The organism is Chryseobacterium sp. G0201 (assembly GCF_003815655.1).
Taxonomy (GTDB): Bacteria; Bacteroidota; Bacteroidia; order Flavobacteriales; family Weeksellaceae; genus Chryseobacterium.
The window spans coordinates 2396922-2411916 of the sequence record NZ_CP033917.1 but is presented as its reverse complement, the minus strand read 5'-3'; the positions used below and the strand labels follow the sequence as shown (position 1 = coordinate 2411916).

At 34.2% G+C, this 14995-nt stretch carries 16 protein-coding genes; 3 read left to right on the top strand and 13 right to left on the bottom strand.

Going from position 1 to position 14995, the window contains the following annotated elements; translation table 11 throughout:
* Window positions 1–160: 160 nt before the first annotated feature.
* Window positions 161–1198, top strand: coding sequence for a M23 family metallopeptidase (locus EG348_RS10885; RefSeq protein WP_123983144.1), 1038 nt, complete (start codon window positions 161–163; stop codon window positions 1196–1198).
* Between the two features lie 75 nt (window positions 1199–1273).
* Here EG348_RS10885 and EG348_RS10880 read toward each other — a convergent pair whose 3' ends face one another.
* The 5 genes from EG348_RS10880 to EG348_RS10860 form a co-directional block, all read right to left on the bottom strand.
* Entirely contained in the window at window positions 1274–2449 is a 1176-nt protein-coding gene (locus tag EG348_RS10880) for an MBL fold metallo-hydrolase (RefSeq protein WP_123983143.1), read from the bottom strand.
* A 15-nt stretch (window positions 2450–2464) separates the two neighbouring features.
* Window positions 2465–3118 (bottom strand): NAD(P)-dependent oxidoreductase, encoded by a 654-nt coding sequence (locus EG348_RS10875; protein ID WP_123983142.1) that lies wholly within the window; start codon window positions 3116–3118, stop codon window positions 2465–2467.
* Window positions 3119–3176: 58 nt separating this feature from the next.
* Window positions 3177–3587 (bottom strand): Rrf2 family transcriptional regulator, encoded by a 411-nt coding sequence (locus tag EG348_RS10870; RefSeq protein WP_123983141.1) that lies wholly within the window; start codon window positions 3585–3587, stop codon window positions 3177–3179.
* Window positions 3588–3653: 66 nt separating this feature from the next.
* Complete coding sequence (locus tag EG348_RS10865; RefSeq protein WP_123983140.1) at window positions 3654–4604, bottom strand: hypothetical protein; 951 nt, start codon at window positions 4602–4604, stop codon at window positions 3654–3656.
* Window positions 4605–4796: 192 nt separating this feature from the next.
* Window positions 4797–5231 (bottom strand): FKBP-type peptidyl-prolyl cis-trans isomerase, encoded by a 435-nt coding sequence (locus EG348_RS10860; RefSeq protein WP_123983139.1) that lies wholly within the window; start codon window positions 5229–5231, stop codon window positions 4797–4799.
* Window positions 5232–5407: 176 nt separating this feature from the next.
* Between EG348_RS10860 and EG348_RS10855 the strand changes: the two genes are divergently transcribed.
* Window positions 5408–6406, top strand: a complete 999-nt coding sequence (locus EG348_RS10855) for a catalase (RefSeq protein WP_123983138.1) — start codon at window positions 5408–5410, stop codon at window positions 6404–6406.
* Window positions 6407–6500: 94 nt separating this feature from the next.
* Here EG348_RS10855 and EG348_RS10850 read toward each other — a convergent pair whose 3' ends face one another.
* From EG348_RS10850 to EG348_RS10820, 7 genes are all read right to left on the bottom strand, one after another.
* Window positions 6501–7541 carry a TerC/Alx family metal homeostasis membrane protein gene (locus EG348_RS10850; RefSeq protein WP_123983137.1) on the bottom strand — a complete coding sequence of 347 codons (1041 nt, stop codon included), beginning with the start codon at window positions 7539–7541 and terminating at the stop codon, window positions 6501–6503.
* Between the two features lie 189 nt (window positions 7542–7730).
* Entirely contained in the window at window positions 7731–8342 is a 612-nt protein-coding gene (locus tag EG348_RS10845; protein WP_123983136.1) for a TerD family protein, read from the bottom strand.
* Window positions 8343–8406: 64 nt separating this feature from the next.
* Entirely contained in the window at window positions 8407–9354 is a 948-nt protein-coding gene (locus EG348_RS10840) for a hypothetical protein (protein WP_123983135.1), read from the bottom strand.
* A 16-nt stretch (window positions 9355–9370) separates the two neighbouring features.
* A complete protein-coding gene (locus tag EG348_RS10835) occupies window positions 9371–10549 on the bottom strand; it encodes a toxic anion resistance protein (protein ID WP_123983134.1) in 1179 nt (392 codons plus the stop codon).
* Window positions 10550–10555: 6 nt separating this feature from the next.
* Complete coding sequence (locus tag EG348_RS10830) at window positions 10556–11110, bottom strand: TerD family protein (RefSeq protein WP_123983133.1); 555 nt, start codon at window positions 11108–11110, stop codon at window positions 10556–10558.
* Window positions 11100–11924, bottom strand: a complete 825-nt coding sequence (locus EG348_RS10825) for a phosphoribosyltransferase family protein (RefSeq protein WP_123983132.1) — start codon at window positions 11922–11924, stop codon at window positions 11100–11102. The genes EG348_RS10830 and EG348_RS10825 overlap by 11 nt, the downstream gene beginning before the upstream one ends.
* Before the next feature lie 6 nt (window positions 11925–11930).
* Window positions 11931–12599 (bottom strand): HAD family hydrolase, encoded by a 669-nt coding sequence (locus EG348_RS10820; protein ID WP_123983131.1) that lies wholly within the window; start codon window positions 12597–12599, stop codon window positions 11931–11933.
* A 180-nt stretch (window positions 12600–12779) separates the two neighbouring features.
* On the opposite strand from EG348_RS10820, the gene EG348_RS10815 reads away from it, so the two are divergent.
* Window positions 12780–12992, top strand: coding sequence for a hypothetical protein (locus tag EG348_RS10815; protein ID WP_317127009.1), 213 nt, complete (start codon window positions 12780–12782; stop codon window positions 12990–12992).
* 230 nt (window positions 12993–13222) lie between these two features.
* On the opposite strand, the gene EG348_RS10810 is transcribed toward EG348_RS10815, so the two are convergent.
* Window positions 13223–14761 carry a SulP family inorganic anion transporter gene (locus EG348_RS10810; protein ID WP_123983130.1) on the bottom strand — a complete coding sequence of 513 codons (1539 nt, stop codon included), beginning with the start codon at window positions 14759–14761 and terminating at the stop codon, window positions 13223–13225.
* Window positions 14762–14995: the final 234 nt, after the last annotated feature.

The following is a 14995-nucleotide window of genomic DNA, read 5'->3' as shown; positions in this document are numbered from 1 at the left end:
TCTATTTTCTGAAAAAATTAACACTTCAACACAATTAAATATCTAATTGAACGTTAATTACAGAAATAACTAAAGTTTTGTTAAAAATAACCCTCAAAATTTATTTTTAATTAAATTTGCAAGCTTAAAACCGTTTTTTTAATATACTAAGAGAAGAAAAATGAAAAAATTTCTAAGCAGCAAGAAGAACGTAAACATCCTTCTGGGAGGACTTTTATTAGTAGTTTTTGCACAAGGGATTTTCATAGCCAAATTATTTTCTGACAGAGATGATAAAACCTATGAAGTGAACCTTGTAAAAATAAATACTGAAAAAGACAGTGTAGATTACTTAAAAATGAAAACAGATTTAGGTCTTGTAGATCAAACTGTTGCTCAACTCAATTCATTCTTAAAATCAAAAGATATTTCGAATGAAAAGCTAATGATTCTTAGCAAAGACAGTATTTCAAGCTCCGTATATCTGGCAAAACAATCTAACCGATACAGCCAGTATTTAATAGATCTGCAGAAAAAATTAATGCAAGTTCCATTGGGAATGCCTACTGAAGGCCATATCTCATCAAATTTCGGTATCAGAAAAAATCCTATTCCTTTTAAAACTGTTTACGCATCTGTAAGATCGGGTGCGTCTTCAGAATCTAAACCTGCCGCTGTTGTCGCAGCCGCAAAACCTGAAGTAAAGGCAGAACCCGTTGAAAAAACAATCGAATTAACCGACAGCTACGGAAATAAAAGAGAAGTAAAAGTAATAGTGACGCCAAAATCAGCTCCTGTGGCTTCGGCTCCTGCAAGTACTTCTACAAAATCAATCGCCAGTAATTCAAGTTCAGGGTCTAAGGTTCCTGTTGTTGAAAAAAATAATCCGCCTGCTGAGGCTGATCAGATGCAGTTTCACAAAGGGTTGGATATTGGCGTCGCTTTTGGTTCTGATGTTATCGCAACTGCTGCAGGAACTGTAATTTTCTCAGGACAGAAAGGAGGTTACGGAAACTGTGTAATTATTTCTCACGGAAATGGATTGGCTACATTATACGGACATTTATCTCAATTGGTAGCGAAAGTTAATGAAAAAGTAAAAGTGGGTCAGGTAATTGCAAAATCCGGAAATTCGGGACGTTCCACTGGACCGCATCTTCATTATGAAGTACACAAAAACAATACGCCGGTAAATCCGAAATTGTTTATGAATTTATAAACGAGATTTAATCTTTATAGAGTTTCGGCGGCACCAAAGGTGCCGCCGAAACTTGTTTATATCAGTAAGAAAGAATTATTTTAAAATCTTAATTGTTCCTTTCGGATGATCTGATGAACCATCTTTTTTCAGAATATTTGAATAAATGATGTTTTTATTATAATCCTGAACATTCACAACGTTTACACCAACTTTAGGCTCATGCCAATAGACCATAAAGACATTTTTCGAAACTTCTGTCACTATATATTCAACAGTATCAGTAAGTCCTTTCACTTCACCTGCTGTTCCGACAAAAGACATGGTTTTATTATCTTTAAAATCTAGAATAAATTGAGCGGTTCCAAAGTTCACTTCCACTTTTCGTCCGATGGCAGGATAAGGTGATTTTAAATCCCAATCCATTTCTCCTAAGAAAACTTTAGCTCCCATCGCCAATTCATCTTTTCCCGGAAGACTTGGATATTTATTAACCATAAAATTGACAGTCGATTCTAAAGTTTTATTTTCTGCGACTGCTTTTTTATAGTTTTCAAGATAATTTTTAACAAAATCTAACGAGTTTGGAGAAAGACTCAGTTTTGCAAAATGAGAAGGTACAACCTGTGTAGGATTTAATGCTTTCATGGCATCAATTTGCCCAATCCACTGATCAATAGCTTTTTGATTCTGCGTATCGGCCATCCAGAGATGAGAATCTACAGAAACTGAAATTCCGCCGACAACCGTTTTCAAAGAAGGAATCCAAAGAAAATTATGAGCCGGATCATCAGGGTTTTGTTTAATCTCAATTTTATTTCCTTCTAAATCAGGAATTGAATTTACCGCTTCCGGAACAATAATTTCTGAAGGTGCATCTTCTTTTAGTTGAGGTTTCCAAACTGCCAGTTTATCGTCTTTCGAAGCCGAAATAAGATAAGCCGTCTGTGCTGTGGAAATTATTTTTACATTTGGAAAAGCTTTTTTGATGACATCCAAACCGAAATAAAAATCCGGATCGCTGTGAGAAATAAAAACTGTTTTCAGAGTCTTTCCAGTAGCTTTAATGTCCTTGACAAGCTGTTCAGCATATTGCTTTTGAAACTGCGCATCAATAAGTATGGCATCTTTATCTCCGTAAATTATCGTTGAAGTGATTGGAAAAATCGCTTTTGAACCTGGATTATAAACTTTAATCTTTAAGTTTCCAGCAAATAAAATGCTTACAAAACCCAATAAGGCCATTAATGATAATAATTTCTTTCCTAACATTCTTGTCTTTTTTAATTAATAAGCAGCTGTGAAACGCTCACGGATATGATTATTCTGCTCCAATTCATCAACCAAAACTACCGCAACGTCTTCTACAGAAAGGATGCTTCTACCCTCTTCATTTAAAACAGGAGTTTCTAAAGAAGTTCTGTATTTCCCTGTTCTTGTTCCAACATTTGATTGATTCATTTCGATAGCGGGGCTGAAGAACGTCCAATCCAATGTGTTGTTTTCTTTGATTTTATTTAAATAATCTCTTGCCGCTGTCGCACCAGGTTTGTACGCTTCAGGAAAATCCGGAGTATCTACAATCTGAACGCCATCTGCGATGTAAAGACTTCCAGCTCCACCTACTGTAATAAATCTTTTAACACCAGCTTTTTCAACCGCTTTCTCGATGTTTTCAGAACCTGTAAGGAAATCGTTGTAAAGATTTGGGTTCGTCCAACCTGCATTGAAGGTGCTGATCACGGCATCGCTGCCTTTTAAAGCTTCTGATAGCTCATCTATGTTATTTACATCAATACTTTTTGCAGATACTTTATCGTTTTGCTCGACTTTAGAGGCATCTCTCACGATAGCTTCTACCGCATATCCTCTGTTTGCCAATTCGTTTACGACTTGAGTACCTACAAATCCTGTTGCACCAATTACTGCTACTTTTTTCATACTATTTTTATTTTAAATTAATTGTAATAAATCTTGTTACATTTAGGATTAAAAAATTTTAATCGAACTGATCAGTGAATTCTTTCAATGACTTGTTTCCCAAAAATTTTACCACTAACTGATCTGTCTCTACAAACAAATCATTCAGATGATTATTGATCTCACGACCGACACTACAGACAGGGTTTGGATTGTTATTCTTCTTTCCTAACACTTCAGAGTTCTTTACTGCTGAATAAATTTCAGAAATTGTAATTGAATCTGCATTTCTGGAAAGCTGACTTCCACCCTCTTTGCCTTGTCTGCTCGTAATTAAACCCGCTTCTCGAAGAACGCTGATCTCTTTACGAACAACCGCCGGATTTATATTAATGCTACCCGCCATCCACTCAGAAGTTAACCACTCCTGCGGACTTTTAGCCAGTAAGGTCATAATATGTATCGCCGTAGCAAATCTTGTATTGTTCATCTTAATTACATAACAAAGGTAGACAAATTTTTAAATGTAACAAATTTTATTACAGTTAAATTTTTCTTAAAGAATTAATTTATCTAAATCCAACAGCAAATAATTGATATTCTGATTGATCGTTCTTGTAGCAGATTGCATCTGGTTCAACATTGCGGCACGATTATGAAGATCATCTGCTCTGTAATACCCTCCATCACTAAAAATAACCGACTTATCTGCTTCTATTTTACTGTCATCAAACTGATAATGCAGCCATCTTTCCTTCATGCTCTGAATAATAGAATGGGTTTCTTTATTTGAAAACTTTTTCTCCGTATACATATACCAAATGAATGGCGGAAAGTTCGGAGACTCCAATTTTTCTCGCCAAATGTCACGCAGAAGATTTCTTGTATGTACAAATTCAACTTTTTTACCTTTCGGATTTAATGTTGCCAAACCAAAACCTGCTCCCAAGGCTCCACCACCAATATCAATCACACTACTCCAGGCGTCATCTTTTACAATTCCGCCTGCGATAGATGCAGCAGCTCCGGCAACGATTGAATATAAAATGAGTTTATTACTTTTTGAATCATTTAGGTTATCAACATAATTTCCAATTTGGGCAACACGTTCACCTTCACAATCAAATTCTGCAGCAACGGCATCCAGTTCTGTTAGAGAAATTGTTATTTTACTATTAATTATTGTTTTAAGCTGTAAAACTTTAACCTGAGAAGCCAAAGATGAATCTTTTTTAAGTTCCATAATTTTATGCACCTCATCCAGATTATCCAAAGCATTTAAAATCAAAATGCTCTGATCAGAAAACATGGGTTTAAGATCTTTATTCGCTGATATAATTGAGTCTGAATTATATGAAGGTAATTTTTTGGAATAATTATATTGAAATGGCGCTTTACAATAACTGTCTCTTAACGTAAGAATATTCTGTTTTATAGCCTGATTTTTCTTGGAAACACAGGAAGTTATTAAACTAAAAATAGCAAAAAGATAAAATAATTTCTTCATTTAATTATGTTTTGGCATCTGTCATTCTTAGCAAAATGCAATAAAATGAAGAATCTCATGTGGTAAAGAGATTCCTTCTATCATCGGAATGACATTACGTTTATTATTCAAGGTAGTTGTAAACACTAAGATACACAAATAAAAAAATTTACCCGAAAATCAGGTAAATTTTAATTTATATTTAAGGTAAGATTATTTAATTCCCAACAATTCCACGATGAAAACAAGTGTACTGTTTGGTCCTATTTCTTTACTTACTTCTTGCTCTCCATAAGCCAAATGTGGAGGAATGATCAATTTCCATTTGCTTCCTACGGGCATTAACTGCAATGCTTCCGTCCAGCCTTTAATTACTTTATTCAATGGGAAAGAAGCCGGCGTTCCTCTTTTTACAGAGCTATCGAAAACTTTTCCGCCAATTGTAGTTCCGTGGTAGTGGCATTTAACCATAGATTTAGGGCCTGGTTTTTCACCATCTCCTTCGGTAATAATCTCATACTGCAAACCGCTTGGCAATTGCACTACGCTTTCTCTTTTACCATATTCTTCCATGTATTCCTTACCGTCGTTAAGGTTTTTCTCTGCCAATTCTTTTTTACGTTTAAATAACAAATCTGCTACTCCCATAATTGATTTTTTTTACAAAGATAAGATTTTGAAGCGGGAAGTTTGAAGCTGGAGGATGGAAGTTTTGGAAGCTCGTAATTACCTCGATTCTAAACATCTCCAAAAATTCAAATAACATTAATGTTATTTTAACACACATCTCGAAACTTGGCGTTATAATTGAATTTTAAAACTAAATGCCAGATCCACTAAAATATAATAAGAAATTTGATGAACTGAACGAAGAGGAAAAGACACTTCTGGAAATCAACAAAAAAAGTATCGCAGATTTTGTAGAACAATCATCTTCAATAAGTGACGTGAATTATGCTACCAGAAATGCTCATGCGAAGACCTATTCTGTTTTGAAGGGTAAGTTCGTCATCAATCCGGATATTCCGGGTGAAGTAAAACAATTTTTTGACAGAGAAAAATTTGACATTGTCATCAGATTTTCCAATGCTCATTTAAAAATTAAAAATTCTAAAAAAGATATTCCTGCCTATGGTTTTTCGGTAAAAATAAATGATGAGAACGGAAGTTTGATTGCTAATTATCCTTTGGTCAATTTTCCTTTATTTCCGGTAAATTCGGTGAGTACTTTTTTAAAATTATTCACTTCTGTCAATAATTTTTTCATGAAAAAGTGGAGTCAATTATTTCCCTTAATCACTCAAATTTTCAAAGCAGCTCCATCAGTTTTTACCTTATCTTTTTTAAAAAATATTGTAAAACTTTTAAGTAAAAAGAATGATTTCATTCTGTCATTTGACTATTATTCTGTTGGAGCCTATCGATTGGGAGAAAATATGATCAAAATAAAATTAAGTCCGAAATGTGTTGATAAGCATTTCGGCAAGAAAATCAAGACCCGGGAAGCGATTGAGAATTATTTTAAATCAAATGATTTTTCGGCAGATATTCTTATTCAGTTTTGTTATGATGTAAAAGATCAACCGATCAACAAACTTAATGTTGAATGGAAAAACTCACCTTTCATTAAAATTGGTGAAGTAAAAATTGAAAAAGGCTCATTACCAGAACCCAGAAATTGTGAAAATGAATTGCTTTCTTTTAATCCATTTGAAAGTAAATCTATTTTTCAGCCTGTAGGAAAGATCCAGAAATTACGTGATGAAGCGTATAAAGTATCTTTTCAGACAAGAAAAAAAATCAATAAACTTTTACATGGATAAAAGGTGAATTGATATGAATGATGAATTGTCAATAGTCAATAGTCAATTTACTATGAAAATAAAAAAGCCTTACTTTTCAGTAAGGCTTATATTTTTAATCTTCTATTTTATCTTTTTCGTCGTCTTTGTCAGGAAACATAATTGATAACAGAACCGAGATCACCAATACTCCACCCACAATTCCTAATGAAACTGGTGATGAAATGTGTATCCACGGTGCAATTAGCATTTTCACTCCGATGAAAGATAAGATAATTGCTAAACCATACGGTAACTTGCTGAACATGTGAATAAAATTCGCCAACAAGAAATACAATGATCTAAGACCTAAAATGGCAAAGATATTCGATGTATAAAGGATAAACGGGTCATTTGAGATCGCAAAAATCGCAGGAATTGAATCTACCGCGAAAAGAACGTCTGTAAACTCGATAACCGCAACTACCACCAAAAGAGGTGTCGCCATTTTGATTCCGTTTTGAACGGTGAAGAACTTGTCTTTGTCGTAATTATCAGAAACTTTCCAGAAGCTTTTGATCAATTTTGCACCTGCAGAATCGCCGAAATCTTCATCGTCTCCGTCATCTCCGCCACCCCATGATTTTATTCCTGCGTAAATTAGGAAGATTCCGAACAAGGTCATTACAACATTGATAGTAACCGCCTGACCAAAAATCGTCATTTCAGGTAAATACGTTAAATTGATAAGACCAACTCCGGCAAAAATAAATATCGCTCTGAATATTAATGCTCCGATAATCCCCCAAAACAATACTTTATGGTGAAGGTGCTTTGGAACTTTAAAGAACCCAAAAACAAGGATAAATACGAATAAATTATCTACCGAAAGGGCTTTTTCGACCCAATAAGCCGCTTGGTATTGTGTAAATTTTTCAACTGCTAGTGCATGACTTCCCGGACCTAAATCTGAATTGTAAACCCAATACACCACTCCTGAGAAGATCATTGATAATGAAATCCACACCACGGACCAGATCGTGGCTTCTTTCGAAGAAACTTCGTGGCTTTTTTTGTTGAAAACTCCTAAATCCAGAAGTAACATGATAACAACCGTTATCGCAAACCCCCACACCAAACCAGGGTGCAGTTCTAAAATACTTTGATGTTGTTCCACTATATTATGTGTTATTATATGATAAAAGCAATAACTGTATGATGTACAATTATTGCTAATAATTTATTCTAATTTGATATACATATTTAATACTGTCCAATTAATAAGTTTTGGCTAAAGCCAAATTTGAAACCTATTTGTTGTAACTGGGCTAAAGCCCGTTCTAATTGAGCCAGAATTAATAATTTATTACAAATATTTCTGCTGAACAGTCTTAATTGTATCTTCTAATTTTTTGTCTGCAGTAGGATCTCCGATCGCGTTGAATTTCCACTCTCCGTTTCTCTTGTAGAAAACCCCCATTACCATGGCAACGTGACCTTTAAAGGATGCATCATTTGCGATGTCATATTTAGCAAAAACTTCTCTAACGTTTGTTGGAGTTCCTTCGTAAATTCTGATCGAAGCAAAAGGAATTGTTCCGAAGTCCTGACCTCTATAACTGTTTAAAACTAATGCAACATGCTCTACACCAGCATCCAACTGACTGAAATCAACAGTAATAACTTCGTTATCAAGACCGTCATCTCCGTTTACGTCACCTGTTAAATCATCTCCGCTGTGCTTTACAGAACCGTTTTTAGACTTTAGGTTTCCGAAATAAATTACTTCAGTTGCGTTTTTATTTGAATCGTATAAAATACAGCTTCCATCTAAGTCTACCGCTTCTCTTGTAACTCCTCCGAAGAAACCTTTTTTCTCAATTGCACCCCAGTTGATCCCAACACAAGCCTGCGTAAGAGCTGTACCGTTTTCCTTCGTAAGGTTTATTCTTTGACCTTTTTGTAAGTTAATAGCCATCTTTTTATGTTTAGTTGTTTATTATTTGTTTGGGCAAATTTTGCCTTAGCTTTTCAGCTTTTTATTAATTATTTAAATTTAAATTCAACATGGCGCGAAGAATATTCGTTTCTTCATTAATGTCGAATATTTTGCTCATAATATCTACACTTTCGAGATTCCGGAGATAGTCTTTCAGAACGTTTGTTACCGCCTCCGGTAATGTTCGCTTTCTTTCGTTGATCGTATCTTCCAGCTGTTCATTTTTTCTTCTCAACTGATTAATAATTGAGCTTTGGTTTGATTCATTAGGCGTGATATCTATCTTTTCGAGTATTTTAGAATCAATCATGTACATTTTCTTTTCTTCAATATTAAATATGAAATGATCATCTGACTGAAAAACCTTAAAAAGCTCATACTCATTACCCGCAACAATGTAACCGCATATAAAACGAACTTTAAAACCCTGTATATTAAGCCTTCCCAACAGTTTTCTTTCGATTGAATAATCCAAATACTGATACGATGGAACTTTATTACATTTTAAAAGCTCTTCATCAACACTTGATCTGTAAAACTCTGTTGCATATTTTTTATAAAAATACAGAACGTTGTCCCACTGCAACCGAAATTTATCTTCTGTAAGGTCTTTATAAAGGCTTTTTAACTGATTGGAAAATACACCGCTGTACATTTTCCTGTCGGTTTCAAAACTATCTGCTCTGCCTTCCTCAAAACCCGAAATATATTTATTATTAACGTCAATTTCATTAATTACCGTTAACAGATCATTTTCTTTCTGACGCTTTATCTTCGTCAGCAATTCTATTAAACTGTCTGTATATTGGAGGTGAAAAAGCTCGAGTTTACTATAATCCAATCCCTTATTTTCCCGAAATAAATTGTCGATAATATCTGTTTTAATATAAATCGATATGATATCAACATTTTCAAAAAAATTCGAAAGAAGTTTAAGTTTTGTTAATCTTCTTTTACTTTGAGATAATATGGTTACAGCTTCATCATTCACCTTTATACGGTATTAATTATCCTCTGACGTTTGCTTTTAACTCGTGTTCCAATGTCTGTAGATCCTGATCCAGCTTTCTTCTGCCTTCTGCACCTTGCTTTTGGATTTGTTTCACCTCGTTCAAAGTACCAATAAGTTTCGCAGTTGTCTCTCTTAAAACATCAACAGAAACAATAGTCTGCTCGTTTGCTCTTGCAACATTAACAGAATTCTGACCTAAACGCTCTGCATTTTTTCTCAAAATCTCTTCTGTTGTAGCAGAAACTTTCTGTTGAATCTCAATATTCTGCTGCTGTCTGTACATCGCAACCGCCAATGAAAGTTGATTTTTCCAAAGTGGCAATGTTGTCGTCAAGATTGTCTGTGCTTTTTCAGCGATAGAAACGTTGTTGTTTTGAACCAATCTGATCTGCGGAAGAGACTGCATCATGATCAGACGAACCACTTTAAGATCCGCAAGTCTTCTGTCTAATCTCGCGATAAAATCTCTCTTATCAGCAATTTGATAATCCTGATAAGTCTGTGGAGCAGCTTCCATTTGAGCCAATTCAGCTCCTGCTTTTTCCATTCTAAGATTTCCGACGATCACCAATTCTTCGATCTGCTTGATGGCATTCACATTACTTTCAAAAATAGTCTGCAAAACAGCATTATCCTTGGTAGAAGTAATGATTCCTGCATTTACTTTATAAGCGATCTGATCGATATTATTAACGATCTTATCATATTTTGTAAATAAATTCTCGATCTGCGTCACAATACTCTTCATGAACGGCAGTTTGCTTAAAAAGCTTTTGAATTTATTCTGATTTAATTCATCTACATCTACATAATTAAGCTCTACCAATAGATTATTGATAAGCTCTCCTACTTCTCCGGAATTTGATCTTCTTACATTTCCTAAGAAACTATCACTCTGATTAGACAAAGTTCTCTGAAGATCAGCTCCAAAATTGACAATAGATCCAGGGTTAGATTCATCGATAGAATCTGCAAGAACCTCATATTTTTTACGCTCTTCAATCTGTAATTGAGTCAAATTTACATTGCCGTCTCTGTCCACAAGCGGAGCCGGAGACATACTTGGAGTTGCCGGCTGAACCGGTGTCGGAGGAGCCATCGGAGCAGGTTCGAATGTCTTTAAAGGTTCAATAGATCCAAGTGGATCAATCGGTTGATTTTCTTGATTATCCATGGTAAATTATTGATAGATTGATACAAACTTATCCAGACCGTCTCTTTGACCGCTTCCTACAGCTTCAAATTTCCATTCTCCGTTTCTGTTGTAGATTCTTCCAAATTCTACTGCAGTTTCGATTGAGAAATCTTCGTCTAATTCGTATTTTAAAAGCTCTTCATTCGTTTCCGTATTGAAAATTCTGATGAAAGAATTTCTTACCTGTCCGAAGTTTTGCTTTCTGGATTCAGCTTCGTGAATCGTTACTACCACTGTAATTTCTTTTACAGCATCATCAATTTTAGTTAAATCGATTTTAATTTGCTCATCATCACCATTTCCATCACCTGTCAAATTATCACCTGAGTGAATCACTGATTTATCCGGAGACTCAAGGTTGTTATAAAAAATAAAATGATTATCAGAAACTAACTTTTTGTTCTCGCCCAATAAAAATAAAGACGCATCTAAGTCGAATCCTGTTCCTGTAGACGTGTTATTGGTATCCCAACCTAAACCTACAGTAAATTTAGGTGCGTTTATGTTTTCTCTTTGTCCTTTTTGTAAGTTAATAGCCATAATATAATTCAGTTTGCGTTAAAGTGTTTATATTGTTTTCGTATTCTTTTATTAAATGATAATTGTTGCTGATCGCAAGTTCCAGCAGGTTATCCATATGTTCTTTTGTTACTTTAGACGTAAGATACTCAAAATTACTTGAATCTAGGCCTAAAATATATTTCACAATCCTTGTATTGAACTGGAAACTTGGCTTTACCATTACTTCTGCAACATGTTTTACATCTTTCACAGCGTAGTAATTGAAGAAGTTTTCAATTTTAGGATCCAACTCAAAATTCATCAATTCAGCGTAATACATGAATAAAAAATCTGCTTTCACATCAAATTCATCCAAAATTTTATTCACTGTATATTCATGACTTCCGGTTATCTTTATATCGTCTATAAAAATACAAAGTTTTCCTCTTAAAAAATCTTTATCGAGATAATAAGTATCATTGGCAATCAGATTTTTACGGTCTTCAAAGCTTAAATTCCCGTAATCTGTTGTATACGTATGATTTCTATTGATTTTTGATAAAATACTCGACTTTTTTCCTTTCTGAAATAAGTAAAAATCCAGATACTTTTTAAAATAAAAACATAAAAAATTAGAAGCCGTAGGAATCGCCATGTACGGACTTGGCAAGACTACAATTTCTTTATTTGTATTTAAAATTTCTTCATGTTCAGAAAGAAATCCTTCAAATAATTCTTTTGCAAATTTTTCAGCATACGATTTATCGCCATACTTGAAATAGCTGTATTCCGCAGGCGAAAAAGTAAACTCCTCCGCCGAATGAATGTGGTGTAAACTGTACCTCTTATTCATATCAATTTAGTGTTTAAGTAAGTGTGCATTGAAACCAAAATCCATTGCGCCTTTGTAATCCGCAATCGGATTGTCTCCGATATGCAAAATCTGATTCATCGGCAGATCTTGGTTTTTAACTTTATCTTTTACCTCTTGAAAAACAAGTGGATTTGGTTTAGAAATTTTCAGTTCATCAGAATAAATATGGAAATCGATATACTTATCAAGATTTTCATTGATTAGGAATTTTCTCATCGTCTTTCCTTTGATAAATCCTGTATTACTTAAAATATTAATCGTTTTACCCTGATTCTTTATTTCATCAAAAAACTGATGTAAATTTTCGAAAATCACAACTGGTTTATATTCTAAAAATAAATCTTCACTTTTTTGATAAAAATCGCTTAAATTATCTCTATTCACTCGCTTTATATCAACTTCCAAAGAATTCAATATCAATAAATAAATTTCAAAAGTATCTACATTACCCCCAATAACTTCATTGATCGTATTACAAAGATCATCGTAATATTTTACGACTTTCGTAACTTCTTCAATGGGTTTATTTACGTTAAAAAATGAGGAGAACAGCTCAACTCTTTTTGCTTTAAATTCAGGGTGAGATTTTATTAAAGTAAGCCACAAATCAAAAGAAAAATGTGAGTGATTGTGGATGTCTATATCTGTTTTCAAAATGGTTTAAGTTAAAAGTTTTTATTTAGCTTTTCTTGAAAAAGATGTTTTAAATGGTTACTACTTTCTATCATCAATTCGTGTTTAAAATTTTCAGTTTTCCCAAAGATAAAATTTTTATCATAAACCCAAAGTGTTGTCTCTCTGTTTTATGATATTTTATGATTTCCCGGAATGTGAATCTATTATTTACTTTACAATCACACTCAAAAACATTTCACCATCGATGAAAGATCCGGAAGAAAGATATTCACCACGGAAGTTCCTTTAGCTTCTAATTTCGGATATATTTCTAATCTGAGAACGCTGACGAGCGGTAGAGCTTCGATCAATATGAAATTGTCGCACTATGCTTTAGTGCCTGATTTTATTTCAAATATAGTAATAACCTAAAAAACAAGGGCTGTGAATTTATTTTGCAGTCCTTGTTTGGGTTATAAGGTGAATTGTGAATGGTAAATTGTGAATTTTTCTCGCGCGGATTTTGCTGATTGCTCAGATTTTTTCCTTTTTGACCACATTTTTTTTTGAGATTGCTTTACTTCGACAGGCTCAGCACAGGCTCGCTTTGCTCCTCTCAATGACACTCTAAAACTCTCAACCCCTAGAACACTCCCACTCTTCTACTTCTCCGGCATCACTTTATAAGTAGGATCATCCTGAATATTGACTTCAATCACTGCTTCTGCGTTTTTTAACATTTTTCTACAGTCTTCACTTAAATGCTTTAAATGTAATTTTTTGTTTAGCTGAGCATATCTTTTCGACAGTTTATCTAAAGCGTCGATGGCACTCATATCTACAATTCTGCTCTCTTTAAAATCTATGATTACTTCTGCAGGATCGTTTGCAGGATCAAATTTATCAGTAAATGCAGTCACAGAACCAAAAAATAAGGGTCCGGAAATTTCATAATATTTTACTCCATTTTCATCGATATGCTTTCTTGCACGAATTCTTTTCGCATTATCCCAGGCAAAAACCAATGCCGAAATTATAACTCCGACCAAAACGGCTAGTGCCAGATTGTGTAAAAAAACAGTTATTAAAGCTACTGTAATACCTACAAAAATATCAGACTTCGGCATTTTATTCACAATTCGAATTGAAACCCATTGAAAAGTACTGATCGCCACCATCATCATTACTCCAACCAAAGCTGCCATCGGAATTTTTTCAATAAATGGAGCTCCAACCAAAATGATAATTAAAATAGTAATTGATGCAATAATTCCGGATAATCTGGCTCTTGAACCCGCATTTAGGTTAACCAAAGTCTGTGCAACCATTGCACAACCGCCCATTCCACCGAAAAATCCGTTGGTAATATTAGCTACCCCTTGCGCAACAGATTCGCGGTTTGCATTTCCTTTGGAATCTGTAATCTCATCCACCATTGATAAGGTAAGAAGAGATTCTATCAACCCTACTCCCGCCATAATCATGGCATACGGAAAAATAATTTCCAACGTTTTTAATGAAAAAGGAATCTGCGGAATATGAAAACCGGGAAGGCTTCCACTAATACTGGCAATATCTGCAACCGTTTTTGTATGAATATTAAAACCTAAAACAACGGCAAAAACTATTAAAATAGCGACTAATGAAGCCGGAATAACCTTTGTTATTTTAGGAAAAAAGTAAACAATAGCAATCGTTAAAGCAGTTAATCCTGCCATAATATATAAGGATGTACCCTGAAGCCAACCAACAACTCCGTTGCTGTCTGTTATTTTGAATTGTTCGATCTGAGCCATAAATATAATGACTGCCAAACCATTCAAGAAACCATACATTACCGGTTGCGGAATTAATCTCACAAATTTTCCGAGCTTGAAAACTCCCACCAATAATTGAAAAATCCCCGCAAGGACAACCGTTGCGAAAAGATATTCTATTCCGTGGGTTTTTATTAAAGCTATCAAAACTACAATTGTGGCTCCTGCTCCACCGGAAACCATTCCTGGTCTACCGCCTAAAATTGCGGTTACCAATCCCATCATAAAAGCTGCATATAAACCTGTTAATGGAGAAAGGCCTGCCAAAATTGCAAACGAAAGAGATTCCGGAATCATGGTCATGGCTACTGTAAAACCTGCCAATAATTCATTTTTGTAGTTTATTTTCTTTGAAAAATCGAAAATGTTGAGATAGCTATTCATTTCAGTGCAAAGGTATGTACTTGAAATAATTTAAACAATGATAAAATCACCTCCATAATATAATGTCAAATTATTTAATAATAAAGCAGAAAAATTAGCGTTATTTAACCAATAAGTACGTTTGCAATGTTTGTTTTTAATTGAAATTAAATTTTTAACAATATTTATTAATTCATTTTTTTGGTTTGATTCTTTATTTTTATATATTTGAATGCAAACTAATTGATTAATTTC